This is a genomic window from Streptomyces sp. NPDC012510, from assembly GCF_042955065.1.
GTDB lineage: Bacteria > Actinomycetota > Actinomycetes > Streptomycetales > Streptomycetaceae > Streptomyces.
Genome location: NZ_JBIBEN010000001.1, coordinates 571,738 through 595,159, shown reverse-complemented (window position 1 = coordinate 595,159; position 23,422 = coordinate 571,738). Strand labels below are relative to the sequence as shown.

Annotated in this window: 24 protein-coding genes; 14 read left to right on the top strand and 10 right to left on the bottom strand. The window is 72.0% G+C overall.

Annotation, left to right across the window (positions count from 1 at the left end; genetic code table 11):
- Positions 1-81: 81 nt before the first annotated feature.
- The 7 genes from ACFY9I_RS02605 to ACFY9I_RS02575 all read left to right on the top strand — a co-directional run bounded on the left by ACFY9I_RS02605 (position 82) and on the right by ACFY9I_RS02575 (position 6,223).
- On the top strand, positions 82-1,089 hold the full coding sequence (locus ACFY9I_RS02605; protein ID WP_390995502.1) for a glycosyltransferase family 9 protein: 1,008 nt from the start codon (positions 82-84) through the stop codon (positions 1,087-1,089).
- A complete protein-coding gene (locus ACFY9I_RS02600) occupies positions 1,086-2,048 on the top strand; it encodes a glycosyltransferase (RefSeq protein ID WP_390995499.1) in 963 nt (320 codons plus the stop codon). The genes ACFY9I_RS02605 and ACFY9I_RS02600 overlap by 4 nt, the downstream gene beginning before the upstream one ends.
- On the top strand, positions 2,045-3,280 hold the full coding sequence (locus tag ACFY9I_RS02595) for a glycosyltransferase (protein ID WP_390995496.1): 1,236 nt from the start codon (positions 2,045-2,047) through the stop codon (positions 3,278-3,280). The genes ACFY9I_RS02600 and ACFY9I_RS02595 overlap by 4 nt, the downstream gene beginning before the upstream one ends.
- A complete protein-coding gene (locus ACFY9I_RS02590; protein WP_390995493.1) occupies positions 3,277-3,912 on the top strand; it encodes an SIS domain-containing protein in 636 nt (211 codons plus the stop codon). The genes ACFY9I_RS02595 and ACFY9I_RS02590 overlap by 4 nt, the downstream gene beginning before the upstream one ends.
- Before the next feature lie 2 nt (positions 3,913-3,914).
- Complete coding sequence (gene rfaE2 / locus ACFY9I_RS02585; protein WP_390995756.1) at positions 3,915-5,423, top strand: D-glycero-beta-D-manno-heptose 1-phosphate adenylyltransferase; 1,509 nt, start codon at positions 3,915-3,917, stop codon at positions 5,421-5,423.
- Between the two features lie 96 nt (positions 5,424-5,519).
- Positions 5,520-5,945 carry a CBS domain-containing protein gene (locus ACFY9I_RS02580; RefSeq protein ID WP_390995491.1) on the top strand — a complete coding sequence of 142 codons (426 nt, stop codon included), beginning with the start codon at positions 5,520-5,522 and terminating at the stop codon, positions 5,943-5,945.
- A 50-nt stretch (positions 5,946-5,995) separates the two neighbouring features.
- On the top strand, positions 5,996-6,223 hold the full coding sequence (locus tag ACFY9I_RS02575) for a DUF6480 family protein (protein WP_390995488.1): 228 nt from the start codon (positions 5,996-5,998) through the stop codon (positions 6,221-6,223).
- Between the two features lie 217 nt (positions 6,224-6,440).
- Here ACFY9I_RS02575 and ACFY9I_RS02570 read toward each other — a convergent pair whose 3' ends face one another.
- From ACFY9I_RS02570 to ACFY9I_RS02545, 6 genes are all read right to left on the bottom strand, one after another.
- Positions 6,441-7,460 (bottom strand): alcohol dehydrogenase catalytic domain-containing protein, encoded by a 1,020-nt coding sequence (locus tag ACFY9I_RS02570; RefSeq protein ID WP_390995486.1) that lies wholly within the window; start codon positions 7,458-7,460, stop codon positions 6,441-6,443.
- 72 nt (positions 7,461-7,532) lie between these two features.
- Positions 7,533-7,835, bottom strand: coding sequence for an antibiotic biosynthesis monooxygenase (locus tag ACFY9I_RS02565; RefSeq protein WP_390995483.1), 303 nt, complete (start codon positions 7,833-7,835; stop codon positions 7,533-7,535).
- Positions 7,836-7,893: 58 nt separating this feature from the next.
- The gene (locus tag ACFY9I_RS02560) at positions 7,894-9,069 is read right to left on the bottom strand and encodes a serine hydrolase (RefSeq protein WP_390995481.1); all 1,176 of its coding nucleotides are present in this window, start codon (positions 9,067-9,069) and stop codon (positions 7,894-7,896) included.
- 2 nt (positions 9,070-9,071) lie between these two features.
- Positions 9,072-10,592, bottom strand: a complete 1,521-nt coding sequence (locus ACFY9I_RS02555; protein ID WP_390995479.1) for an NAD(P)-binding protein — start codon at positions 10,590-10,592, stop codon at positions 9,072-9,074.
- Between the two features lie 56 nt (positions 10,593-10,648).
- Entirely contained in the window at positions 10,649-11,755 is a 1,107-nt protein-coding gene (locus tag ACFY9I_RS02550; protein ID WP_390995477.1) for an AraC family transcriptional regulator ligand-binding domain-containing protein, read from the bottom strand.
- 84 nt (positions 11,756-11,839) lie between these two features.
- Complete coding sequence (locus ACFY9I_RS02545) at positions 11,840-12,316, bottom strand: tautomerase family protein (RefSeq protein WP_390995474.1); 477 nt, start codon at positions 12,314-12,316, stop codon at positions 11,840-11,842.
- Positions 12,317-12,674: 358 nt separating this feature from the next.
- On the opposite strand from ACFY9I_RS02545, the gene ACFY9I_RS02540 reads away from it, so the two are divergent.
- Complete coding sequence (locus ACFY9I_RS02540) at positions 12,675-13,589, top strand: HipA family kinase (RefSeq protein WP_390995471.1); 915 nt, start codon at positions 12,675-12,677, stop codon at positions 13,587-13,589.
- Positions 13,586-13,873: a SelT/SelW/SelH family protein gene (locus ACFY9I_RS02535; RefSeq protein WP_390995468.1), complete on the top strand. Its 288-nt coding sequence runs from the start codon at positions 13,586-13,588 to the stop codon at positions 13,871-13,873. The genes ACFY9I_RS02540 and ACFY9I_RS02535 overlap by 4 nt, the downstream gene beginning before the upstream one ends.
- A 1-nt stretch (position 13,874) precedes the next feature.
- On the opposite strand, the gene aceB is transcribed toward ACFY9I_RS02535, so the two are convergent.
- Positions 13,875-15,500 carry a malate synthase A gene (aceB, locus tag ACFY9I_RS02530; RefSeq protein ID WP_390995466.1) on the bottom strand — a complete coding sequence of 542 codons (1,626 nt, stop codon included), beginning with the start codon at positions 15,498-15,500 and terminating at the stop codon, positions 13,875-13,877.
- A 197-nt stretch (positions 15,501-15,697) separates the two neighbouring features.
- A complete protein-coding gene (locus ACFY9I_RS02525) occupies positions 15,698-16,336 on the bottom strand; it encodes an NTP transferase domain-containing protein (protein WP_390995463.1) in 639 nt (212 codons plus the stop codon).
- Between the two features lie 245 nt (positions 16,337-16,581).
- Between ACFY9I_RS02525 and ACFY9I_RS02520 the strand changes: the two genes are divergently transcribed.
- Positions 16,582-16,896 carry a DUF5955 family protein gene (locus ACFY9I_RS02520; RefSeq protein ID WP_390995460.1) on the top strand — a complete coding sequence of 105 codons (315 nt, stop codon included), beginning with the start codon at positions 16,582-16,584 and terminating at the stop codon, positions 16,894-16,896.
- Positions 16,897-17,165: 269 nt separating this feature from the next.
- Here the strand turns inward: ACFY9I_RS02520 and ACFY9I_RS02515 are convergent, their stop codons facing one another.
- Positions 17,166-17,969 (bottom strand): IclR family transcriptional regulator C-terminal domain-containing protein, encoded by an 804-nt coding sequence (locus ACFY9I_RS02515; RefSeq protein WP_390995457.1) that lies wholly within the window; start codon positions 17,967-17,969, stop codon positions 17,166-17,168.
- A gap of 280 nt (positions 17,970-18,249) precedes the next feature.
- Between ACFY9I_RS02515 and allB the strand changes: the two genes are divergently transcribed.
- The 3 genes from allB (at position 18,250) to ACFY9I_RS02500 (ending at position 21,613) form a co-directional block, all read left to right on the top strand.
- Positions 18,250-19,590 carry an allantoinase AllB gene (allB, locus tag ACFY9I_RS02510; RefSeq protein ID WP_390995454.1) on the top strand — a complete coding sequence of 447 codons (1,341 nt, stop codon included), beginning with the start codon at positions 18,250-18,252 and terminating at the stop codon, positions 19,588-19,590.
- A gap of 53 nt (positions 19,591-19,643) precedes the next feature.
- Positions 19,644-20,774, top strand: a complete 1,131-nt coding sequence (gene alc, locus ACFY9I_RS02505; RefSeq protein WP_390995452.1) for an allantoicase — start codon at positions 19,644-19,646, stop codon at positions 20,772-20,774.
- A 212-nt stretch (positions 20,775-20,986) separates the two neighbouring features.
- On the top strand, positions 20,987-21,613 hold the full coding sequence (locus ACFY9I_RS02500) for a dihydrofolate reductase family protein (RefSeq protein ID WP_390995451.1): 627 nt from the start codon (positions 20,987-20,989) through the stop codon (positions 21,611-21,613).
- Between the two features lie 162 nt (positions 21,614-21,775).
- Here the strand turns inward: ACFY9I_RS02500 and ACFY9I_RS02495 are convergent, their stop codons facing one another.
- Positions 21,776-21,979: a hypothetical protein gene (locus ACFY9I_RS02495; RefSeq protein ID WP_390995449.1), complete on the bottom strand. Its 204-nt coding sequence runs from the start codon at positions 21,977-21,979 to the stop codon at positions 21,776-21,778.
- A gap of 178 nt (positions 21,980-22,157) precedes the next feature.
- On the opposite strand from ACFY9I_RS02495, the gene ACFY9I_RS02490 reads away from it, so the two are divergent.
- The gene (locus ACFY9I_RS02490) at positions 22,158-23,411 is read left to right on the top strand and encodes a histidine kinase (RefSeq protein WP_390995446.1); all 1,254 of its coding nucleotides are present in this window, start codon (positions 22,158-22,160) and stop codon (positions 23,409-23,411) included.
- Positions 23,412-23,422: the final 11 nt, after the last annotated feature.

Genomic DNA, 23,422 nt, shown 5'->3' with positions numbered 1-23,422 from the left:
CGCCGACGGCGTTCGTGCTCTCCGCGCGGTGGTGCGACGGCGCCTCGCGCGGAGGCCCGGCACCGTGGAAAGCGGCCTGTCGTGAAGGCGCTGGTCGTGCGGCTCGACAGCTTCGGCGACGTGCTGCTCGCCGGTCCCGCGATCCGCGCGGTGGCGGCGCACTGCTCCCGGGTGACGCTCCTGTGCGGCCCCCGCGGCGAACCCGCGGCCCGACTGCTGCCCCGCGTGGACGACATCATGGTGTGGCAGGCGCCGTGGGAGGGCGCCGATCCCCCCACCGTCGAGGACGCGGACGTCGACGCGCTGCTGCGCCGGCTGCGGGTGGAGGCGTTCGACACCGCCCTCGTGCTCACCTCGTTCCACCAGAGCCCCCTGCCCACCGCCCTGTTGCTGCGCCTCGCCGGTGTCGGGCGGATCGGCGCCGACAGCGTCGACCACCCCGGCCGCCTCCTCGATGTGCGCCACCATCGCGGCCCCGGCCGCCACGAGGTGGAGGCCGCCCTCGACACCGCCGCCGCCATGGGGTTCCGCCCACCCCCGGGGGACGACGGGCGACCCCGGGTCCTGCCGCCGCCGGACACCGTCGCGCTGACCGGCAACGGCCCGTACGTCGTCGTCCACCCCGGTGCCAGCGCTCCGGCCCGGGCCTGGAGCCCCGAACGCTGTGCGGAGGCGGTGAGCCTGCTGGCCGAGGCCGGTCACCGCGTCGTCGTCACCGGAGGACCCGACGAGACCGGCCTCACCCGTCGGGTCAGCGCCGGCACGGCGGTGGACCTCGGCGGCCGGACCACCCCGCCCACCCTGGCCGGGGTCCTGAGCCTGGCCGACGTCGTGGTCAGCGGAAACACCGGACCCGCCCACCTGGCGGCGGCCGTCGGCACCCCCGTGGTCTCCCTGTTCGCACCGGTGGTCCCGGCCGAGCGGTGGGCGCCGTACGGCGTACCGACCGTCATCCTCGGCGACCAGCGCGCACCGTGCGCCGACAGCAGGGCCCGCGAATGCCCCGTCCCCGGCCATCCGTGCCTCGAAGAGGTGACCGGTCACGACGTCGTACGCGCGGTGCAGAAACTGCTCAAGGAGGGCGCATGAACGTCCTGGTCTGGCATGTGCACGGGTCGTGGCTCACCACGTTCGTGCAGGGCCCCCACACCTTCCTCCTCCCCGTCACCCCCGACCGGGGCCCCTACGGTCTGGGCCGGGCCCGTACCTGGCAATGGCCGCGCACGGTACAGGAGGTGAAGCCGGACGACCTCCGTGACGCCGACATCGACCTCATGGTGCTGCAGCGGCCGCACGAACTCGACCTGGCCCGGCGGTGGACCGGCCGCCGGCCCGGCACCGACGTACCCGCCGTGTACGTCGAGCACAACAGCCCGCACGGGACGGCGGTCGACACCCGCCACCCGCTGGCCGACCGCTCCGACATCCCCGTCGTGCACGTCACCCACTTCAACCGTCTGATGTGGGACAACGGACGGGCCCCCAGCACCGTGATCGAGCACGGCATCCTCGACCCCGGACACCTGTGGACCGGAGAGGAACGACGCGCCGCGGTCGTCGTGAACGAGCCCGTACGACGCGGCCGCACCACAGGCACCGACCTGCTGCCGTACTTCGCCGAGACGGTGCCGCTGGACGTCTTCGGCATGCGCACCGAAGGACTCGCCGACCACCTCGGGCTGTCCCCCGAACGCTGCCGCTGCCGGGACCTCCCGCAGAGCGAGCTCCATCCGGAGATGGCCCGCTGCCGCCTCTACGCGCACCCCGTCCGGTGGACGTCCCTCGGCCTGTCCCTGCTGGAGGCCATGTACCTGGGCATGCCCGTCGTGGCACTGGACACCACCGAGGTCCGCGAAGCCGTACCCGAGGGAGCCGGAGTGGTCTCCAACCGGCTCGACGTGCTCAGGGACGCTGTGCGCCACCTCCTCGCGGAACCCGCGCACGCCCGGCGCACAGGGGAGATCGCCAGGACCGCCGTACAGGCCCGCTACGGAGAGCGGCGCTTCCGGGACGACTGGGAGCGCCTGATCAAGGAGGTCACCCGATGAGCCCCACCCACCCTCCGTCCGGACGCGTCGCCATGGTCTCCGAGCACGCCAGTCCACTGGCCGCGCTCGGCGGACCCGACGCGGGCGGCCAGAACGTCTACGTCGCCCAACTCGCACGGCAACTGGCCCGCCGCGGCCGTGAGGTCGTCGTGTACACGCGTCGTGACAGCCACCGGCTGCCCGACCGGGTCACCACCCCCGACGGATTCACGGTCGTCCATGTGCCCGCCGGACCTCCGGTGCCGATACCCAAGGACGAACTCCTCCCCTACATACCGGAGTTCGGCCGATGGCTGGCCAGGGAGTGGGCCGAGCGCACCCCCGACGTCGTGCACGCCCACTTCTGGATGTCCGGCCTCGCCGCCCTGGACGGCGCCCGAGCCCTGGGCGTGCCCGTCGTCCAGACCTTCCACGCGCTCGGCACCGTGAAGAAACGGCACCAGGGCGCCGCCGACACCAGCCCGCCCGAGCGCATCGCGATCGAGCGAGCCGTGGGCCAGGAGTGCGGCCGGATCATCGCCACCTGCCGGGACGAGGTCAGCGAACTCCACGCCATGGGCCTGCCACACAGCGCCATCTCCGTCGTCCCCTGCGGAGTGGACCCCGACCGGTTCAGCCCCATCCCCGGCGCCCGACCGCGCCCGCACGCCCCCCGGCGGCTGCTCACCGTCGGCCGGCTCGTGCCCCGTAAGGGCTTCGACCGCGCGATCCGCGCCCTGGCAGGCGTCCCCGACGCCGAACTCCTCATCGCCGGCGGACCCGAGCCCGCCCTCCTCTTCGCCGAACCCGAGGCCGAGCGGCTCTGCGCCGTCGCGGCCGAATGCGGTGTCGCCGACCGGGTGAGCCTGCTGGGCGGGGTGAGCCGCGAGCTGATGCCCCGGCTGCTGTCCAGCGCGGACCTCGTGCTGTCACTGCCCCGCTACGAGCCGTTCGGCATCGTGCCCGTCGAGGCCATGGCCTGCCGCACCCCGGTGGTGGCCACCGCCGTAGGGGGCCAGCTCGACACCGTCATGGACGGCGTCACCGGTGTCCTGGTCCCACCCGAGGAGGACCACGACCTCAGCGGAACCATCCGCGACCTGCTCGACCACCCGGCCCTGCTCACCCGCTACGGCGCCCTCGGACGCCGGCGCGTGCTCGCCCACTACACCTGGGACAGCGTGGCCGACGGCGTGTCCAAGGTCTACGGCGCCGTCTCCTCCGTCCCCGCGCTCTCGGGAGCCGCCCGATGAAAGTCGTCACCGACGTCACGCACTGCGACCGGTTGATGAAGGCACTGGAAGGTTTCCGCGCCGACGCTCCCCTCGTCGAACGCTGGGGCGGCACCCTCGCCGCACGGCTGGGCGACGGGGCCAGACTGCTCGCCGCGGGCAACGGAGGGAGCGCCGCCCAGGCCCAGCACCTGACGGCCGAACTGGTCGGCCGCTACCGGGACGACCGCCCCGCCTTCTCCGCGCTCGCGCTGCACACCGACACGTCCTCCACCACGGCCATCGCCAACGACTACGGGGTCCAGGAGATCTTCGCCCGGCAGGTCGCCGCGCACGGCCGGGCCGACGACGTCCTGCTGCTGCTGTCCACCAGCGGCGCCAGCGCCAACCTGCGCGTCGCGGCCATCGAGGCCCGCCACCTCGGTATGACGGTGTGGGCGCTGACGGGTCCGGCGCCCAACCCGCTCGCGACCGTCGCCGACGAGGCCCTCTGCGTGGACGCGGCCGTGGCCGCCACGGTCCAGGAACTGCATCTGGTGGCCGTCCACATGCTCTGCGAGTCCTTCGACCGTGCCGTGGGACGGCGCGACGGCCCGGCGGGCCGGAAGGGCCCCGCCCGGCGGTGGCCGGTCACCCGGGAGGACCGCCCATGAGCATGAGCCACCCCACCGGGCTGCTCGTAGTCGGGGACGCGTTGCTCGACCACGACCTGTGTGGCCGGGCCGAACGGCTGGCCCCCGACGCGCCCGTACCGGTCGTGAACGGCACCCGTCGCACCACCCGGCCGGGCGGCGCCGCGCTCGCGGCCTGCCTCGCCGCCGCCGACGGCCGGCCGGTCACCCTCGTCACCGCCCTGGGCGACGACCCGGCCAGCGAAACCCTGCGCCGGCTGCTGGCCGGACGGGTCCGTCTGGTGCCCCTGCCCCTGACCGGCGCACTGTCCAGCAAGACCCGGATCCTGGCCGGCGGACGGCCGCTGCTCCGTCTGGACGACGGTGACGGGCGGGCCGACCGTCTCACCGACGAGGCGTGCCGGGCGATCGACGCGGCCGACGCCGTGCTCGTCGCGGACTACGGGCGCGGCACCGCCGACGTGCTGCGCGACGCGCTGGCCGGCGCGGTCGGGCGGGCGCCCGTCGTCTGGGATCCGCACCCGCGTGGCGAACAGCCCCTGCCCGGAGTCCGGTTGGTCACCCCGTCGGCGGCCGAGGCACGCGGTTTCGCCGGCGCCGTGGGCACCGGGGAACCGGAGGACGGCAGCCCCCTGCACACCGCGGCCAGGGACGCCGGCACGCTCGTCCGGGCGTGGCGGGTGGCCTCCGTGGCCGTGACCATGGGCGGGAGCGGGGCCTTGCTGTCGCACGGGGAGACGCCGCTGCTCGTGCCGTCGCCCGTCTCGGCCGACGGCGACGCCTGCGGTGCCGGGGACCGGTTCGCGGCCACCGCCGCCGGGCTTCTGGCGGACGGCGACCTCACCGAGAACGCGGTACGGGGCGCCGTGCACGCCGCGACCCGGTACGTCGCCGAAGGAGGCGTCGGCTCGCTCGCCGCGAACGCCCCCGACACCCCCGACACCGCCGACGTCATCGACGGCGTCGCAGGCACGGCGCACGCCACGACACCCCCGGGCCCCCACCCCACGCCCGCGCGCACCCCGACGGACGACGCCCTGCGCACGGCCGCCCGGGTGCGGGCGGCGGGCGGGACGGTGGTCGCCGCCGGCGGCTGCTTCGACCTCCTGCACGCCGGTCATGTCGCGCTGCTCCAGGGCGCACGCCGCACCGGGGACTGCCTGGTGGTGTGCGTCAACTCGGATGCCTCGGTGCGCCGACGCAAGGGGAAGGGCCGGCCGCTCGTCCCCCTGGCGGACCGGATCCGGGTGCTGCGCGCCCTGGAGTGCGTGGACGCCGTCGCCGTGTTCGACCAGGACACCCCGGAGCGACTGCTCGGCGAGCTGCGCCCGCACATCTGGGTCAAGGGCGGCGACTACGCCCGCGCCGACCTGCCGGAGGCCGAGCTGGTGGCGAGCTGGGGCGGACAGGTCGTCCTGCTGCCCTATCTCGACGGCCGCTCCACCACCGGCCTCGCCGAGCGCGCGGCACGGCACCCGGGGGCCGAGGCCGCGCCGTCCCCGACGACGGCGCCGGCACGAAAGCGACGGTGACCACCCCCGCGAAGGATGTGGGAGTCGGCTGTTCACGGGTACTCGGCGGTCGCACAGCGGTGAACACACCGTCCCACTCATGGAGGGACGTTTCCCATGACTCAGCAGCTTGTACGTGATGTGATGACGGCCGACCCGATGACCGTCGAACCGCAGACTTCGGTCCAGACGGTGGCCCGGATGATGCGTGACGAGAACATCGGTGCCGTCCTGGTCACCGAGGGCGAACGCCTGCGTGGCCTGGTCAGCGACCGTGACCTGGTGGTGCGCGCGGTGGCCGAGGGCGGCGACCTCGACCGTACGACCGTGGTCCAGGCCTGCAGCGACGATCTGGTCACGGTGGGACCCGACGACGACCTCGGCGAAGCGGTGAAGGTGATGCGCGAGCACTCCGTCCGCCGTGTACCGGTCGTCGACAAGGAACGGCACCCGGTGGGCATCGTCTCCATCGGCGACCTCGCCATGGAGCGTGATCCCGAGTCGGCTCTCGGCGACATCAGCGCCGCGCGTCCCAACCGGTGAGCGGGCCGCCCTGGCAGGACCTTCGTTCGTAGACGGAGAGGAGGTGCGCCATGACCAGTCCCGATCCCGAGCCGAGGCGCACTCCAGGACTCGAACCCGGCAGTGGGGTGCCACCCGGTGAGACCCCGCCCGCCGAGGCCGGCGCCACCGCCGGCATCTCCCACCCCCAGACCGAGCTGCGCAAGGGCTGGGGCCCGCTGCCGCTCGCCATGATCCTGGCGGTGGTGGCCCTGGTGGCGATCGGACTGATCGCCATGGCGGTGGCTCTGATCGCCTAGGGCCAGAAGGCTCATGAAGATCTTGGTGAGCCTTCTGGGCGACGGGCGACGGGCGACGGGCGACGGGCGGCGGTCGGCTGGCCGGCCGGTCGGCTCGGTTCGACGGCAGAACCGGGTCGCATGCGTCGGCACTGCCGCCCGTCAGGAGGGCTGGACCGAAACATCCGGTCCGGCCCCCACGCCAACGCAACCAGGACGGGCCGTAGGACGCGGTGCCTCAGTTCTCCAGGACGAAGATCGGCTTGTGGCCGGCCCGGTCGGAGGTCAGTACGTCGGGGATCTCGTCCCAGCCGTGGATTCCGCTGGTGACCAGCTCGGGGTGGAGGATCCCGGCGGCCACCGCCTTCAGGGTCGGCGTCATGTTCGGCCGCGCGTGGCCCTTGCCGTTGTGGAAGTGGACGCCGCGCTGGTACAGCCCCAGCAGCGGGAGCGAGACGTCGTCGAAGTAGATGCCGACGCTGTTGACGTACCCCTCGGGCATGACCGACAGCAGTGCCTTCCGCAGCCGTTCGGGGTCGCAGCTCGCGTCCACGGCGAGGTGGAAGTCCTTCTCCCGCTTGCCGTGGATGTCGTGGACCTCGGCGCCGAGCTGCTCGGCGACCTTCATCCTGACCGCGTCGTCGTCGTAGTAGACGGTGCGGGCACCGGCGCAGTGGACCGCGACGTCGACGCAGTACAGGCCGATGGAACCGGTGCCGCCGAAGACCGCGATCTTCGGGTCGGCGATCCGGGCGACGGTCGGCATCACCGTCTCCCAGCCGAGGGCGAGGTTGTCGCCGATCGACGCCAGGTGCACGGGATCGACCCCGGCGGGCAGCTTGGCGAGGTTGAAGTCCGCGTAGGGAACGCGGATGAGTTCGTCGAAGGTCCCGCCCCATGCCCCGTTCACCGGAAGGCCGTACTGGGCGTCGCCATGGGCGAGACAGCGGGCGGTGTGTCCGAGTGCGCACTGCGCGCAGGTGCCGCACGCGATGTGCCACGCGACGCCGACGACGTCGCCGACCGCGACCTCCGTGCAGTCGGGGCCGACCTCCACCACCGTGCCCACGCACTCGTGACCGAGCGGGAACGGGCCGAACCCGGAGAACGGGGTCTTGTCGGCGATGACATGGTGGTCGAGATCGCAGGTCGTGGCCGCGAGCGGGCGTACGAGCGCGTCCGTGCCCTCGGCGATGGTGGGGGCGTCGACCTCGTCGAAGCGCAGCTGTCCGGGTGCGACGAACATCAGGCTCTTCATGGGAAAGCTCCTCGGTTTCGTGGGTCCCGGCCGGGCCGACCGGTGTCGGTGCGGCCCGGCCCCCGTGGTCGGTCAGACGGCGCCGGCGTCGGGGGAGCCGGCGGGGACGGCGTCCAGGAAGACCGCGTCGGGCGGTCCGGCCAGTGCCTGTGCCAGGGCGATGCCGACCTCCCGCATCGCGGCACCCTTCATGTGCGCGCCGAACGCCTCCTGCGAGGCCCACTTCTCGATCATGACGAACTCACCGGGCGTGCACGCCTTGCGGTGCAGCGCGTAGCTCAGGCATCCGGGTTCGGCGTGCACCCCGGGCAGCGCCGCCGTCAACGTCTTCTCGACCAGCTCTTCCTGGCCCGGCTTGGCGACCATCGTCGCCACCAGGACCACCGGCTCGGCCTGGATTACCCCTCTCGCTTCTCTATGACACTCGTTATAACTATGGCAGATGCCGTTCACCGGAACACCTTCGACCCAGCGCCGCGAAAGCGGCCTCGACGTACTGGACCGTGCGGTCGCTGCCGAGCAGTCCGGTGCCCATGTTGTTCATGACGTACGAGATCGAGGTCCGGCGTTCGGTGTCGATCACGACCACCGATCCGCCCCATCCGGTCCAGAAACAGATCCGTCCCGGTGGGAGACAGGGCACCGCCGGGGACGGCAGCCCGAACCCGATGCCGAAGCGCAGGTGCGCCCCGAGCACCAGGTCCGGCCCGTCCGTCTGCCGACGGAAGATCAGGTCGATGGTCCGTGGCGACAGCAGGCGTACGCCGTCGAGCGTGCCGCCGCAGGCGATGACCGAGTGGATCCTGGCGGGCGACCGGGCGTTGCCGTGGCCGTTCGCCGCGCCGATCTCGGCGCGACGCCACTCGGGACGCCAGGACTCCTCGGCACCGCCCGGGGGACCGGTGAACGTCTTCATCGCCACACCGTTCGGATCGGCGCCGACGAGATCACCGGACCGCGGCGGCGGTACGACATCGGCGACCCTGCCGAACTCGGAGTCCGGCAGACCGATGTGGAAGTCGGCACCGAGCGGACCGGCGATCTCCTCGGCGACGAACCGTCCCAGGGTGCGCCCGTCGATCCGCCGGACCAACTCGCCCACCAGATGCCCGTAGTTCAGCAGGTGGTAGCCCGACGCCGTGCCCGGGGGCCACCACGGCGCCTGCGCGGCCAGCCGGGCCGTCGCCGCCGGCACGTCGCGGACGTCCGCGACGGTCACCGGCCGCTCCCACCCCGAGACGCCGGAGGTGTGCGACAGCAGGTGCCGGACCAGTACGCCCTCCTTGCCGCTCGCGGCGAACCGGGGCCAGTACCGGGCCACCGGGGCGTCGACGTCGAGCAGTCCACGCTCCACCAGCAGCAGCGCCGCCAGTGCGGTGACCGTCTTCGTGCACGACCAGACGTTGGTGATCGTGTCGCGCCGCCACGGCGTGGTACGGCCCTGGTCGGCCCAGCCGCCCCACAGGTCGACCACCGGCTCCCCGTCGACGACGACCGCGATGGAGGCGCCGAGCTCGTCGCCCGTGCCGAGGTTTGCGGACAGCCGCGCGGCCACCTCCGCGAAGCGCTCGTCGCACACGCCGTCCAGACCCGGTGCCGGATCCGCCATGGTCAGCCTCCCGGCCGGGTGCCGTCGCCGGCCGGCCGCACCGACGCGCGGGGCACGCCGCGCAACTCGCGGTTGAGGCTCGCGCGCGCGATGTCGGCGGCGTCCAGCAGATAGGTCTGGCGCATCCGCCACGGGGCGCGATGGCCCTGTCGGGGGAAGCTCTGGACGCCCCGCCGGACGTAGCCGGACGCCAGCTCGATGATGGGCCGTTCCCGGACACCGGGCTCCGCGGGCGGAGTGACGGCGGCGAGGTCCGCGCGGCGCATGTGGTTGAGGACGCGGCACACCAGCCGCGCGGTGAGATCCGCCCGCATCGTCCAGGACAGGTTGACGTAACCGAAGCAGAGCGCGAGGTTCGGTACGTCACTGAGCATGGTGCCCCGCCACAGCAGGTGACGCGCGGGCTCGACCGGCTCGCCGTCGACGCTCACCGCGACATGACCGAACGCCAGCATGCGCAGCCCGGTCGCCGTCACCACGATGTCGGCCGGCAGGATCCCGCCCGACCGCAGCCGGAGCCCCTCGGCGACGAAGCCGTCGATGTGATCGGTGACCACCTCGACCTCCTCGCGCTGGATCGCCTTGAACAGGTCCGCGTCGGCCGTGATGCACACCCGCTGGTCCCACGGCGCGTACGACGGCGTGAAGTGCGCACGCACCGCCTCCTCGCCGAGCCGTCGTGCGGCTGCTCTGGTCAGCAGCGTCCGCGCACGGTCCGGGAAGCGCCGGCAGTAGTGGTAGAAGCCGTTGGAGTAGGCGGCGTTGCGCGCCCTGATGACCCGGTGCGCCAGTCCGGCGGGCAGCCGCCGCCGGACCCGGGCGGCGAACCGGTCGCGCCGCGGCAACGCGCTGATCCAGGTCGGCGTGCGCTGCAGCATGGTCACCTTCGCCGCGTCGCGGGCCATCGCGGGCACGATGGTGATCGCGGTCGCGCCGCTGCCGATCACGACGACACGCTTGTCCGTGTGGTCGAGCCCCTCGGGCCAGAACTGCGGATGCGCCACCGTCCCGGCGAAGGACTCGATGCCCGGGAACCGCGGGTCGTGCCCGCGCTCGTAGTCGTAGTAGCCGGTGCACAGGTAGAGGAAGGAGCAGGTCACCGTGGACCGGTGCGGTCCGTCCTCACCCCCGCGCTGCTCGACGGTCACTGTCCAGCGGGCCGTCTCGCCGGACCAGTCGGCCGCGATCACCTTTGAGCAGTGGATGTGGCGGTCGATGCCGCACCGGTCGACGGTGCGCCGCAGGTAGTCGAGGATCTCGTCGCCGTCGGCCATGGCGTTCTCGCCGGTCCAGGGCTGGAAGGGGAAGCTGAGCGTGTAGATGTCTGAGTCGGCGCGCACTCCCGGATACCGGAACAGGTCCCACGTCCCGCCCAGGGACTCGCGGGCCTCCAGCACCGCGTACGACCGATCGGGACACCGCGACCGCACCCGGTACGCGGCGTCGATACCGGAGATACCCGCGCCGACGATCAGGACATCGACATGACCGGGCAGCGAGGAGGGGGGTGGGGAACTGGTCATGGCACCCGAGTATGGAAGCGCTCCGAAGGCGTCGCTTTACCCTGGGCGACAAAGATTTAGCTCTGCACGACACGCGGTGCGGTAGACGCGTCCCCGACGCCCCCGACGCCCCCGACGCCCCCGACGTTCCTGGCGTCTCCGGCGTCTTTGACGTCCCTGGCGGCACGGCGGACCTGCGTCGGTGTCCTGCCGAACCAGCGGCGCGCCGCACGGGTGAGGGCAGCCTGTCCGGCCAGCTCCACCAGCGACGCGACCTGGGAGAACGGCATGTCGGTCCCCGTCAGCAGCCGGTGCGCCGCGTTCTTGCGGACGTCGTCGACGATCGCCTGGAACGAGGTGCCCTCCTGTGCCAGCCGGCGCTGCAACGTGCGCGGATGCAGGTACAGCCACTCCGCGACCAGATCGATCCGCGCCGGGACCGTGCCCAGTGCGCGGCTGACCGCCGACCGCACCGTGGTCACCACGTTCTCGCGCGGATCGGTGTAGTGCGTCTCCAGGTACCCCACGACCATGCGCCGCAGTTCGGGATTGACCGGTGTCGACATCGGCTGGGCGAAGAGCTTCGTCGGCACCCGTAGCAGGGCGCGACCGGTGTCGAACCGGACGGGCGCGCCGAAGAACTCGGTGTACACCGACTCGTCGGTCAGCGGCGGATGGGGCATATGGACCCCGAGCAGTTCGTACCCCCCGCTCATCGTGATGAGATTGCGGTGCAGCAGCCCCAGACCCGCGTCGATCGTCTGCGGTTCGTACGGGATGTCAGGATGCAGCATCCGGTATTCGACGGCTCCCACGCCCGCGTAGTGTTCGGGATCTCGCGCCCGCGACAGACGAATCCCCTGGTTGTGCACGTACAGGAATCGCGACGCACAGTCCAGCCCCTCTCCGACGGTGTCGCAGTTCCCTACGGCCAGAGCCAGCGGGCCGAGCATCGACATGTCCTGGTACGCCGCCAGACGCAGCCCGAAATCGGGACAGTTCAGTTTCTTGGTGGCGCTGCGCAGGATCCGTCCGGCCGTCGCTGTCGGCAACAGCCCGTGCTCGGATTCCAGATCAGCGGGCGAAACGCCGAACTCGGACAACAGCGCCGCCCCGTCGCCGCCGAGGTCGTCGATCAGACGATCGATGCCGCGGATCGCAGCGGCCCGGATCTCCATCTGCATGCGTGAACCTTTGTCGTCGCTGGGTGGCGCGGCTCCTCGCCGCGTTCGAGGACCGAGGCCGGCGCGGGCTCGACGGTCCGGGCCTCAGACGCCCATCGCGGCTCGGACCGCCTTGACCCGCTCCTCCGTGAACACCCCGCTCTGCAGCAGCGGCAGGATCGACAGCACGCCGCCGGAGGAACCCCAGCTTCCCTCGTCGATCACCCGGAAGTTGACCCACCAGGCCGGCGCCGGCTTCTCCAGCCCGCAGGCCGCCGCCAGCGCGGCCAGCACGCGCTCGATGACCTCGGCCCGTACGTCCGACTGCCACGCGGCGTCCATGACCGCGAGATCGATCACCATCACGTCGAGTTCCGGGTCGGCGTCCGCGAGGAGTCGGCCGCCGATGGCCATCATGTCGCGCTCGCGCTCGACGAAGTGCACCTGGAACCCGGCCCTGGCGGCAGGAGCGTGCCGGCCCACCTCGGGCACCAGCACGGCATCCGTCAGTGTCTCGGCCAGCTCGCGGCGCTGCTCCGGACTCAGGCGCCCCTTGGGTGTGTTCACGGTGATGATGGTCACGACATCCTCCTATGACAGTCGTTATGGGCGGCAGGCTACACCACTCTCCATAACGACTGTCATACCGGGTCGGATGCCGGGTCGGACCTCTCGGATACGGTCCAGGGCGCGCCAGGAACCGAGGGTGCCTCGCGTGCGGCGGCCCCGGGTGGCGTGCTGGCCGGTCGTGCGATCCCCCTCGGGGTGCAGGGGCGGTGCTCCCCGAGGGCGTCGCCCCGGGCCAAACCCCGTGCACGCCCAGTCCATGCGCTGGCATGATGACTCGGGCGCTCCACCGGCGGCTGTCGCCGGGACGAGCGCGCCGACCGGAACTCCCGGATTCTTCCTGCAAGGTAATCGAGCTGTGGAGCCTTTGAAGATGCTGAGAGAGGTGACCGCCACTCGTTACATCGAACCCCTGCGCTCCGGCGGATCCGTCCCCGGCGTCATCGAGGCCGACGACCTGGGCACCTACGTCGTCAAGTTCACCGGCTCGGCGCAGGGACGCAAGGCGCTGGTCGCCGAGGTGATCGTGGGGGAGTTGGCGCGGGCGCTCGGTCTGCGTTTTCCCGAGCTGGTCCTCGCGCACTTCGACCCGGCGATCGCCGAGCACGAGCCCCACCAGGAGGTGCGGGAACTCCACGGCGCCAGCGCCGGCCTCAATCTCGGCATGGACCATCTGCCGGGAGCGAAGGACTTCACACCCGAGGTCGCGAAGGAGTTCCGCGTCGACCCGCTGGAGGCGGGCAGGATCATCTGGCTGGACGCGCTGACGGTGAACGTCGACCGCACCGTGCACAGCTCCAACCTCATGATCTGGCCCACGCTCGGCGTCGCGCCCCCGCACCTGTGGCTGATCGACCACGGCGCGGCCCTCGTCTTCCACCACCGCTGGGACGCCTCGGACCCGGCGAGGGCGTACGACTTCCGTCACCACGCCCTCGGCCACTGCACCCCCGACATGCGCGCGGCCGACGCCGAGCTGGCACCGAAGGTGACGGAGCAACTGCTGCGGCGCATCGTCGCGGAGGTCCCCGACGCCTGGCTCCCCACGGAGGACGGCTTCGCCTCGCCCGACGAGGTCCGCGACGCCTACGTCGGCTACCTCTCGGCCCGCGCACGGGCCTCCGCCGCCTGGCTCCCCATCGGCTTCCCCACCCGGGAGGAACTCGCCGCCGAGGAGGCCCTCCGGGCGGCGAAAACCCGGCGAGGCCGTCCGGACTGGCTCAAGCGGGTCCCCGACCTGCACGGCGAACCGGCGGCGGAACAGGATTGGTCGGTGCATCTGGGATGAGCGATGTTCAGCGCGTGGAGATCGAGTACTGCACCCAGTGCCGCTGGCTGCCCCGTGCCGCCTGGCTGGCACAGGAGCTCCTGACCACCTTCGAGAGCGAACTGACCGAGCTGGCCCTCAAGCCCGGCAGGGGCGGCGTCTTCGTCGTACGGGTCAACGGTGAGGTCGTCTGGGACCGCCGCGCCCAGGGTTTCCCCGAGCCCACCGCCGTCAAGCAGGCCGTACGCGACCGAGTGGCCCCGGGAAAGTCCCTGGGCCACTCGGACAGGACCGCTCAGGGGTAGCTCAGCCCTTGAGCTGCTCGTACGCCGGCAGGGTCAGGAAGTCCACGTAGTTCTCGTCGAGCGAGACCTCCAGCAGCAGGTCGTGGGCCCGCTGCCAGTGGCCGGCGGCGAAGGCCTCCTCACCCAGCTCCGCGCGGATGTTCGCCAGTTCCACGGCGGCGACCTCACGGGCCAGCTCGGGCGTCGCCTTCTCGCCGTTCTCGAACTCGACGCCCGCGTTGATCCACTGCCAGATCTGGGAGCGGGAGATCTCGGCGGTGGCGGCGTCCTCCATGAGGTTGAAGATGGCGACGGCGCCGAGGCCGCGCAGCCAGGCCTCGATGTAGCGGATGCCGACCTGGACGGCGTTGACGAGACCGGCGTACGTCGGCCTGGCGTCGAGGGAGTCGACGGCGATCAGGTCGGCGGCCCGGACGTCGACGTCCTCGCGGAGGCGGTCCTTCTGGTTGGGCTTGTCGCCGAGGACGGCGTCGAAGGAGGCCATGGCGATCGGCACCAGGTCGGGGTGGGCGACCCAGGAGCCGTCGAAGCCGTCGTTCGCCTCGCGGTCCTTGTCGGCCTTGACCTTCTCGAACGCGACCTTGTTGACCTCCTCGTCGCGCCGCGACGGGATGAACGCGGCCATGCCGCCGATCGCGTGCGCACCGCGCTTGTGGCAGGTGCGGACGAGCAGTTCGGTGTAGGCGCGCATGAACGGGGCCGTCATGGTCACCGCGTTGCGGTCCGGGAGGACGAACTTCTCCCCGCCATCGCGGAAGTTCTTCACGATGGAGAAGAGGTAGTCCCATCGGCCCGCGTTCAACCCTGAGGCGTGGTCGCGGAGTTCGTAGAGGATCTCCTCCATCTCGTACGCGGCCGTGATCGTCTCGATCAGGACGGTGGCGCGGACGGTGCCCTGCGGGATGCCGACGTGGTCCTGCGCGAAGACGAACACCTCGTTCCAGAGGCGGGCCTCCAGGTGCGACTCCGTCTTCGGGAGATAGAAGTACGGGCCCTTGCCGAGGTCCAGCAGCCGCTGGGCGTTGTGGAAGAAGTACAGGCCGAAGTCGACGAGCGCGCCGGGGACCGGCCTGCCGTCGGCGTCGACGAGGTGGCGCTCGTCCAGGTGCCAGCCGCGCGGACGCATGACGACCGTCGCCAGCTCCTCGTTCGGGCGCAGCGCGTACGACTTGCCGGTGCGCTCGTCGGTGAAGTCGATGTTCCGGGTGTAGGCGTCGGCCATGTTCACCTGGCCGAGGACCACGTTCTCCCAGGTGGGCGCTGAGGCGTCCTCGAAGTCCGCCAGCCAGATCCGCGCCCCGGAGTTCAGGGCGTTGATCGTCATCTTGCGGTCCGTGGGGCCGGTGATCTCGACACGGCGGTCGTCCAGGGCGGCGGGGGAGGGGGCCACCTTCCAGGAGTCGTCGGCGCGGATCGCGGCGGTCTCCGGGAGGAAGTCGAGCGTGGAGGTGCGGGCGATCTCGGCCCGGCGCTCCGCACGGCGGGCCAGCAGCTCGTCACGCCGGGGCGTGAACCGCCGGTGCAGCTCGGCCACGAAGGCGAGGGCGGCGTCGGTGAGGACCTCGTCCTGGCGGGGCAGGGGCTCGGCGTCGACGATGGCCAGCGGGGACGGCGCTGGTGCGGACATGAGCGGTCACTTCCTTCGGCGGGCGTGGCACCGGGTGTCGGTCGACCCGGGTCGGGCGGTGAACGCCCTCGCATCGATCTCGGATCGATCGGGCGCTTCTGAACAGTGGATACTAGTTTCCTCATGGTGGAAGTTCAATCTTTTGTTGATGTCGAGATTCTTCGGGTCGAGGTATGTGGCGCTGAGTGCCGTACCGCTCACTCGAGGTGCATGAGATCGGCCTCCGTGTCGATGTCGTACGGTCGCGCCACGTCCCCGCACTCGACGAGCGTGATCGCCTCGTCGTGTGCCTTCAGATAGGCGCGTGCCCCCCGGTCACCGGTGGCACTCGCGGCGACACCGGCCCAGTGGCCGGCGCCGAAGAGGACGGGATGGCCTCGTTCGCCGCCGTACGCGGCCGCCGCCAGGGAGGCGCCCGACCCGTACGCCGCGAGGACGCGGGCCACCGCCTGCGGCCCGATGCCCGGCTGGTCGACGAGCGACACCAGGGCGGCGTCGGTACCCGTCCCGGCCAGCGACTCCAGTCCGACCCGCAGCGACGAGCCCATGCCCTCGGTCCACTCCGGGTTGTCGACCAGTACGCAGCCGGGCAGGTCGGCCCGCTCCCGTACGGTCGCTGCGGCGGCGCCGAGGACGACGTGGACGCGGGTGCAGCCGCCCGCGCGGAGGACCGCGACCGCGTGCTCGACCAACGGGCGGCCGTGGTGGGGCAGCAGGGCCTTGGGGCGCCCGCCCAGACGCCGGCCGCCGCCGGCGGCGAGCAGCAGCCCGGCGATCCCGTCCGTGGCGCGGGCCGCTGTGTCGGGGCGTGTCTTCGGGGCCTTGTGGTGCGTCATCCCTCTTGCATACCCGATCGGGCTGTCCGACCCGGCGCGGGCGTCCGGTGAAGCCTCACTGGCCCGGTGCCGGCTTTGTGGTTCCCGGGGACTGAATTTCGGTCCCCGCAGTGGCGCTCGCCACACCGATTGGCGTTTACTGGCCCGCGCCACCCCCGGCGCCCGACCGACGTCAGGGGGCGGTGGGCCGTGCGAGGGCGTGCGGTCATGACTCGCGCGCAAGGGTGTGGGTGAGGGGGAGAGCTGTGTTGCGGAGCTTGGGGCAGAGGCCAGTGACCGGCAGGGACGAGGATCCTAGGGTGGCGGAGCTGTGCTCGGCCGTGTCCCGGTTGCGTCGTGAACTCGCTGCGCATCCCGCCGAGTTCCCGGACCGGGGGATCGCGGAGGAGGAGTTGGCGGCGCTCGCGGCGATGGCCGTGAGCGGGGTGCCGGAGGTGCTGCGGCTGCGTCGGTCGCTGTTGCTGATCGCGGGGGCGATCGGGTCGGTGAGCGCGTTGGCGCGGGGGCTGGGGGAAGTGCGGACGGCTGTGGAGGTGTTCGGGGAGCCGCCGCGGCGGTGAGCTGTGGGGGTTTTCGCCCCCGCCGCCCCTACCCGGTCCCATCCCAAGGGGCTGCGCCCCTTCGACCCCCTTGGGCGCCTGATGGCTCGGGAGGTGCGGGAGGTGCGGTTCGTTGGCGGGTGCGGGTGGGGCGTGGTTGCTCGCGCAGTTCCCCGCGCCCCTGAAAAAGCAGGGGCTGCGCCCCGTGCCTTGCGGTCTACGGGCGCGCCGTTCGCTTGCGGACCGTGTCTAGCGGAGGGGCCGGCCCCTATCGGCGCGCATGTCGTGCGTCAGCCGGTGGCGCCCGCGTTCGCCAGAGCCTCCGACAGTTCCGCCGCCACCTGTCGCAGCACCGGCACGATGCGGTCCGTCGCGGTATCGGTGACGCGGCCGGCCGGGCCGGAGATCGAGATGGCCGCGGCGGTGGGGGAGTCGGGGACGGAGACCGCGAGGCAGCGGACGCCGATCTCCTGTTCGTTGTCGTCGACGGCGTAGCCGAGGCGGCGGACGTCCTCCAGCGCCGCCAGGAAGCCGTCGGGTGTGGTGATCGTCTTCTCCGTGGCGGCCGGCATCCCCGTACGGGCCAGCAGGGCGCGCACCTCGTCCGCCGGGAAGTCGGCGAGCAGGGCCTTGCCCACCCCCGTGGAGTGGGGCAGCACCCGACGGCCCACCTCGGTGAACATCCGCATGGAGTGCTTGGACGGCACCTGGGCGACGTACACGATCTCGTCGCCGTCGAGGAGCGCCATGTTCGCCGTCTCCCCGGTCTCCTCGACGAGGCGCGCGAGGTAGGGCCGCGCCCAGGTGCCGAGCAGCCGGGACGCGGACTCGCCGAGGCGGATCAGGCGGGGGCCGAGGGCGTACCGCCGGTTGGGCTGCTGGCGTACGTAGCCGCAGACGACCAGGGTGCGCATCAGCCGGTGGATGGTCGGCAGCGGCAGACCGCTGCTCGCGGACAGCTCGCTGAGGCCGACCTCGCCACCGGCGTCCGCCATCCGCTCCAGCAGATCGAAGGCGCGCTCGAGGGACTGGACGCCGCCGGAGGACGACTTGGCGGAGTCGGTGGAGCTGGTGCTGGCGCTGGACGTCGGCACGGGCGCGGTCCTTTCGGGATGGCAGGAGACGCAGCCTACCGGGCGGTTCGTTGACTGCTCGCCGGTGCGTCGCTACCTTCTGCTCAGTGGAATAGTAATTCCGACTTGTGAAAACATCCAGGATGTGCGCGTTGGGGGCAGAGTGGAGGGGTGCACCCTTGACGGGGCCGGTGGCGGGGTGAAAACTCCGTCAACAGAACGTTGAATTCCGTTAGGTGGAAGTGGATGCCGCCGGGCGGAAGCGGTGGACGTGCACAGCGGTACGGCGAGAGGGGTCCCGGTGTCCGAGGCTGAACTGGTGTTGCGCTCGACGCGCGTCATCACTCCCGACGGGTCGCGCCCCGCCTCGGTCGTCGTAGCGGACGGCAGGATCACCGCCGTACTGCCGTACGACGCCGAAACACCCGCCGGCGCCCGTCTGGAGGACCTCGGAGACCATGTCCTGCTGCCCGGCCTCGTCGACACCCATGTGCATGTGAACGACCCGGGCCGCACTCATTGGGAAGGCTTCTGGACCGCCACGCGCGCGGCGGCGGCCGGCGGCATCACCACCCTGGTCGACATGCCGCTGAACTCCCTCCCGCCGACCACCACGGTCGACCACCTCCGCACCAAGCGCGAGGTAGCCGTCGACAAGGCCCATGTCGACGTCGGCTTCTGGGGCGGCGCCCTGCCCGACAACGTCAAGGACCTGCGGCCGCTGCACGACGCCGGGGTCTTCGGCTTCAAGGCGTTCCTGTCGCCGTCGGGCGTGGACGAGTTCCCGCACCTCGACCAGGACGGGCTCGCCCGCTCCCTCGCCGAGATCGCCGGCTTCGGCGGGCTTCTCATCGTGCACGCCGAGGACCCCCGCCACCTCGACGCGGCTCCGCAGCGGGGCGGCCCGAAGTACGCCGACTTCCTCGCCTCCCGTCCGCGCGACGCCGAGGACACCGCCATCGCTGCCCTCGTCGACCAGGCCCGGCGCCTCGACGCGCGCGTCCACGTCCTCCACCTCTCCTCCAGCGACGCGCTCCCCCTGATCGCCGAGGCCAAGCGGGACGGCGTACGGATCACCGTGGAGACCTGCCCGCACTACCTCACCCTCACCGCCGAGGAAGTCCCGGACGGGGCCAGCGTGTTCAAGTGCTGTCCGCCCATCCGGGAGTCGGCCAACCAGGACCTCCTCTGGCAGGCCCTCGCGGACGGCACGATCGACTGCGTGGTCACCGACCACTCCCCGTCGACGGCCGACCTGAAGACTGACGACTTCGCCACCGCCTGGGGCGGCATCTCCGGCCTGCAGCTGAGCCTCGCGGCGGTCTGGACGGAGGCCCGCGGGCGCGGTCACGGCCTGGAGGACGTGGTCCGCTGGATGTCGTCGCGCACGGCCGAACTGGTTGGTCTCGACGACCGCAAGGGGGCCATCGAACCGGGCCGAGACGCCGACTTCGCCGTCCTCGCCCCCGATGAGACCTTCACCGTCGACCCGGCCGCCCTCCACCACCGCAACCGGGTGACCGCCTACGCCGGCAAGACCCTGTACGGCGTGGTCAAGTCCACCTGGTTGCGGGGCGAACGCGTCGTCCTGGACGGCGAGTTCACCGAACCGAAGGGACGACTCCTCACCCGCACCCGCTGATTCTCCCCGCACCCGCGCGGTCGGCGGACAACCGAAAGGCAGACCTGATCATCGTGACGGCGCAGCACCACTCCCCGTCGGCGAGCTTCACCGGCGACGCGAACCCCTACGGCGGCGGCGACCCGTACGCGGACTACCGCACCGCCGACTTCCCCTTCACCCACCTCGCCGACCTCGCCGACCGCCGCCTCGGTGCCGGTGTCATCGCCGCCAACGACGAGTTCTTCGCCCAGCGGGAGAACCTGCTGCTTCCCGGGCGCGCCGAGTTCGACCCCGAGCACTTCGGGCACAAGGGCAAGATCATGGACGGCTGGGAGACCCGTCGGCGCCGGGGCGCGTCCGCCGACCACCCCTGGCCGACGGCCGACGACCACGACTGGGCCCTGATCCGTCTCGGCGCGCCCGGCGTGATACGCGGGATCGTCGTCGACACGGCCCACTTCCGCGGTAACTACCCGCAGGCGGTGTCGGTCGAGGCCACCTGCGTGGCCGGTACCCCGTCGCCGGAGGAACTGCTCGCCGACGACGTGAAGTGGACGACCCTCGTCCCCCCAACCCCCGTCGGCGGCCACGCGGCGAACGGCTTCGCCGTCTCGGTCGAGCAGCGCTTCACCCACCTCCGCGTCAACCAGCACCCCGACGGCGGCATCGCGCGTCTGCGCGTCCACGGCGAGGTCGTTCCCGACCCCGAGTGGCTCGCCGTCCTCGGCACCTTCGACGTGGTCGCCCTGGAGAACGGCGGCCGAGCCGAGGACGCCTCCAACCTGTTCTACTCACCCGCCACCAACACCATCCAGCCCGGCCGTGCCCGGGTGATGCACGAGTGCTGGGAGACCCGCCGCCGACGCGACCAGGGCAACGACTGGATCCGCTACCGTCTCGCCGCCCAGTCCGAGATCCGCGCCCTTGAGATAGACACGGCCTACCTCAAGGGCAACGCGGCCGGCTGGGCCACCGTCTCCGTACGCGACGGCGACGACGGCGAGTGGACCGAGATCCTCCCCCGCACCCGCCTCCAGCCCGACACCAACCACCGCTTCATCCTCCCGACCCCCGCGATCGGCACCCACGCCCGCATTGACATCTACCCCGACGGCGGCATCTCCCGCCTCCGCCTCTTCGGCTCCCTGACGGACGAGGGCAGGACCCGCCTCGCGGTCCGCCACCAGGAACTGGGCGGCTAGCGGCCGACCGCCGGCGGCGAACGGACATCGAACCCCACAGGAGCGGAGGGACGTCGAGTCCTCGCCGGAGCGGACGAAAGTCTCTCCCGGGCCACCGATGAGTTGCGGGCGCCTGCGGGGTCTGTCCTGATGACAACAGGCCCCACCGCGTGACGGCGGCACCCGCCACGTGACCACGGCCCCCACCACGGAGCACGAAAGCAGGCACCGCCATGGGCAAGCTCTCCCTCACGTCCTTCGTCACCCTCGACGGCGTCCACCAGGCCCCCGGCGGTCCCGAGGAGGACCGCCGCGACGGCTTCGAGCACGGCGGCTGGAGCGTCCCGTACGGGGACGAGGACTTCGGACGGTTCATCGACGGTGTCTTCGGCCGCGTCGGGGCGTTCCTGCTGGGCCGCCGGACCTACGAGATCTTCGCCGCCTACTGGCCGAAGGTCACCGATCCGGCCGACCCGGTCGCGGGAAAGCTCAACTCCCTGCCCAAGTACGTCGTTTCGACCACCCTCACCGACCCCGGATGGAACGGCACGTCCGTGCTCTCCGGCGACCTCGCCAAGGAGGTCACCGCCCTCAAGGAGCGCACCGACGGCGAGGTGCAGGTCCACGGCAGCGCCGACCTCGCCCAGTCGCTGCTCGCCCTCGACCTGGTCGACACCCTCCACCTGCTGACGTTCCCGGTCGTCCTCGGCACCGGCCGCCGCCTCTTCGCCGAGGGCGCCCTCCCGACCGCGTTCCGCCACGCCGGGGGCAGCATCACCAGCACCGGCGTCTCGATCCAGACCTACGAACGCGCCGGGCGCCCCGAGTACGGCAGCTACGCCCTCCCGGAGAACACCTGACCTGCGACGGGCCGGCCCCGCCCACCTCCAGGTGTCCTTCGGCCTGGTGGACCACGACCGCCGAGCAGGTCGTCGGTCGTGGTCCGAGGGTGCCCGTCCAGGCCGCCTGTCCTCCCCCACGGGACACTCCCCCACGGGACAGGCGGCCCCGCATCTCCACGGTCACCCGGACCCGCGGCTCTCGGCCGCCGCGAACAGGGCGACCGCCAGGACGATCAGCGCGATGCTCACATAGATCTCGTAGCCGTCCAGGGTGCTCCACTGCTGCGTCACCCCCCACCGCAGCTTGCCGGTCAGTTCGTACACCAGACCGCCGGAGCCCTGCAGCAGGGCGATGAACCCGAAAAACTCCAGAACCTGCTTCATGTCCCAGATCCTCGCCCCCAGGTCCCCCCACATTCATCGGCCGCGGGGCGAGGCCCGTCCGACGGAAGTACCGCTCCGCGGTGCGGCGGGCCGCCGAAAGTCGGTGAGGCCACGACTTTGGTCGCGATTTCTCGCGAGGCGGGGTGGCGGAGGCCATCTCTGCGTAGATTCGTCGACCGTGAGTGGTGACCAGCCGGTACCCGAACCGCCGGCCTTCCCGGGGCGGACGTGGCTGTTCCCGTCGGCCCTGCTCGACCCCGCCCACGACCCGGAGAACGGACGGCCCGGGCGGGCACCCGTACGCACCGCGCGTGACTGGGTCGTCGACTTCACCTGCTTCCTGCTGGCCGTGGTCATCGGCCTCCTGGGCGTGGACACGGTCAACAGGGAGCCCGACCTGCCCCAGGCCTACGCCGTCCTCGACCAGGTGATCGGCGCGCTCGCCTGCGCCGCCGTCTGGCTGCGCCGGCGTTGGCCCGTCGGCCTCGCCGTGGCGATGGTCCCGGTCTGCTTCCTGTCGATCACCGCGGGCGGCGCCGGTCTGGTCGCCTTCTTCACCCTCGCCGTGCACCGGCCCTTCCGTCACGTGGCCTGGGTGGCCGGCGCCATGCTCGTACTGAGCCCGCTGTTCTACTGGCTGCGCCCCGACCCCGACATCACCTACCCCTGGGCGGTCTTCGTCTCCGTGATCCTCATCGCCGCGCCCGTCGGCTGGGGCATGTTCGTGCGCTCCAAGCGGCAGTTGGTGCTGAGCTTCCGGGACCGCGCCCGGCGGGCCGCGACGGAGGCGGAGCTGCGGGTGGAGCAGGCGCAGCGGCTCGCCCGTGAGGCCATCGCACGCGAGATGCACGACGTCCTGGCGCACCGGCTGACGCTGCTGAGCGTGCACGCGGGCGCGCTGGAGTTCCGGCCCGGCGCACCGCCGGCGGAGATCGCCCGTGCGGCGGGTGTCATCCGGGAGAGCGCCCACGAGGCCCTACAGGACCTGCGGGAGATCATCGGCGTGCTCCGCGCGGGCGAGCCCGACGACACGGGCCGCCCCCAGCCGACCCTCGCCGCGCTCGACGCCCTCGTCTCGGAGGCCCGCGAGGCCGGTATGAAGGTCGTCCTCGACAGCCGCGTCATGGACCGCGCCGGCGTTCCCGCCTCCGTGGGCCGCACCGCCTACCGCATCGTCCAGGAGTGCCTGACCAACGCGCGCAAGCACGCCCCCGGCGCGGAGGTCACCGTCGTCGTCACGGGCGCCCCGGGCGACGGACTCACCGTCTCCGTACGCAATCCGGCGCCCCTGGGGGAGGTCCCGCACGTCCCCGGCTCCGGCCAGGGCCTCATCGGCCTCACCGAGCGCGCCACGCTGGCCGGGGGCCGCCTGGACCACGGCCCGGAGCGGGACGGCGGATTCGGCGTCCGGGCCCGGCTGCCCTGGGACTGAACCCGCCCGTC

Excerpts from the sequence above, each read along its gene's own strand:
- ACFY9I_RS02570 (WP_390995486.1), bottom strand. The coding sequence starts at position 7,460 with ATGAAGAGCCTGATGTTCGTCGCACCCGGACAGCTGCGCTTCGACGAG.
- ACFY9I_RS02495 (WP_390995449.1), bottom strand. The coding sequence starts at position 21,979 with ATGAAGCAGGTTCTGGAGTTTTTCGGGTTCATCGCCCTGCTGCAGGGC.
- ACFY9I_RS02540 (WP_390995471.1), top strand. The coding sequence starts at position 12,675 with ATGCTGAGAGAGGTGACCGCCACTCGTTACATCGAACCCCTGCGCTCC.
- ACFY9I_RS02525 (WP_390995463.1), bottom strand. The coding sequence starts at position 16,336 with ATGACGCACCACAAGGCCCCGAAGACACGCCCCGACACAGCGGCCCGC.
- ACFY9I_RS02595 (WP_390995496.1), top strand. The coding sequence starts at position 2,045 with ATGAGCCCCACCCACCCTCCGTCCGGACGCGTCGCCATGGTCTCCGAG.
- ACFY9I_RS02500 (WP_390995451.1), top strand. The coding sequence starts at position 20,987 with ATGGGCAAGCTCTCCCTCACGTCCTTCGTCACCCTCGACGGCGTCCAC.
- ACFY9I_RS02535 (WP_390995468.1), top strand. The coding sequence starts at position 13,586 with ATGAGCGATGTTCAGCGCGTGGAGATCGAGTACTGCACCCAGTGCCGC.
- aceB (WP_390995466.1), bottom strand. The coding sequence starts at position 15,500 with ATGTCCGCACCAGCGCCGTCCCCGCTGGCCATCGTCGACGCCGAGCCC.
- ACFY9I_RS02600 (WP_390995499.1), top strand. The coding sequence starts at position 1,086 with ATGAACGTCCTGGTCTGGCATGTGCACGGGTCGTGGCTCACCACGTTC.
- rfaE2 (WP_390995756.1), top strand. The coding sequence starts at position 3,915 with ATGAGCCACCCCACCGGGCTGCTCGTAGTCGGGGACGCGTTGCTCGAC.
- ACFY9I_RS02575 (WP_390995488.1), top strand. The coding sequence starts at position 5,996 with ATGACCAGTCCCGATCCCGAGCCGAGGCGCACTCCAGGACTCGAACCC.
- ACFY9I_RS02555 (WP_390995479.1), bottom strand. The coding sequence starts at position 10,592 with ATGACCAGTTCCCCACCCCCCTCCTCGCTGCCCGGTCATGTCGATGTC.
- ACFY9I_RS02580 (WP_390995491.1), top strand. The coding sequence starts at position 5,520 with ATGACTCAGCAGCTTGTACGTGATGTGATGACGGCCGACCCGATGACC.
- ACFY9I_RS02560 (WP_390995481.1), bottom strand. The coding sequence starts at position 9,069 with ATGGCGGATCCGGCACCGGGTCTGGACGGCGTGTGCGACGAGCGCTTC.
- ACFY9I_RS02550 (WP_390995477.1), bottom strand. The coding sequence starts at position 11,755 with ATGCAGATGGAGATCCGGGCCGCTGCGATCCGCGGCATCGATCGTCTG.
- ACFY9I_RS02590 (WP_390995493.1), top strand. The coding sequence starts at position 3,277 with ATGAAAGTCGTCACCGACGTCACGCACTGCGACCGGTTGATGAAGGCA.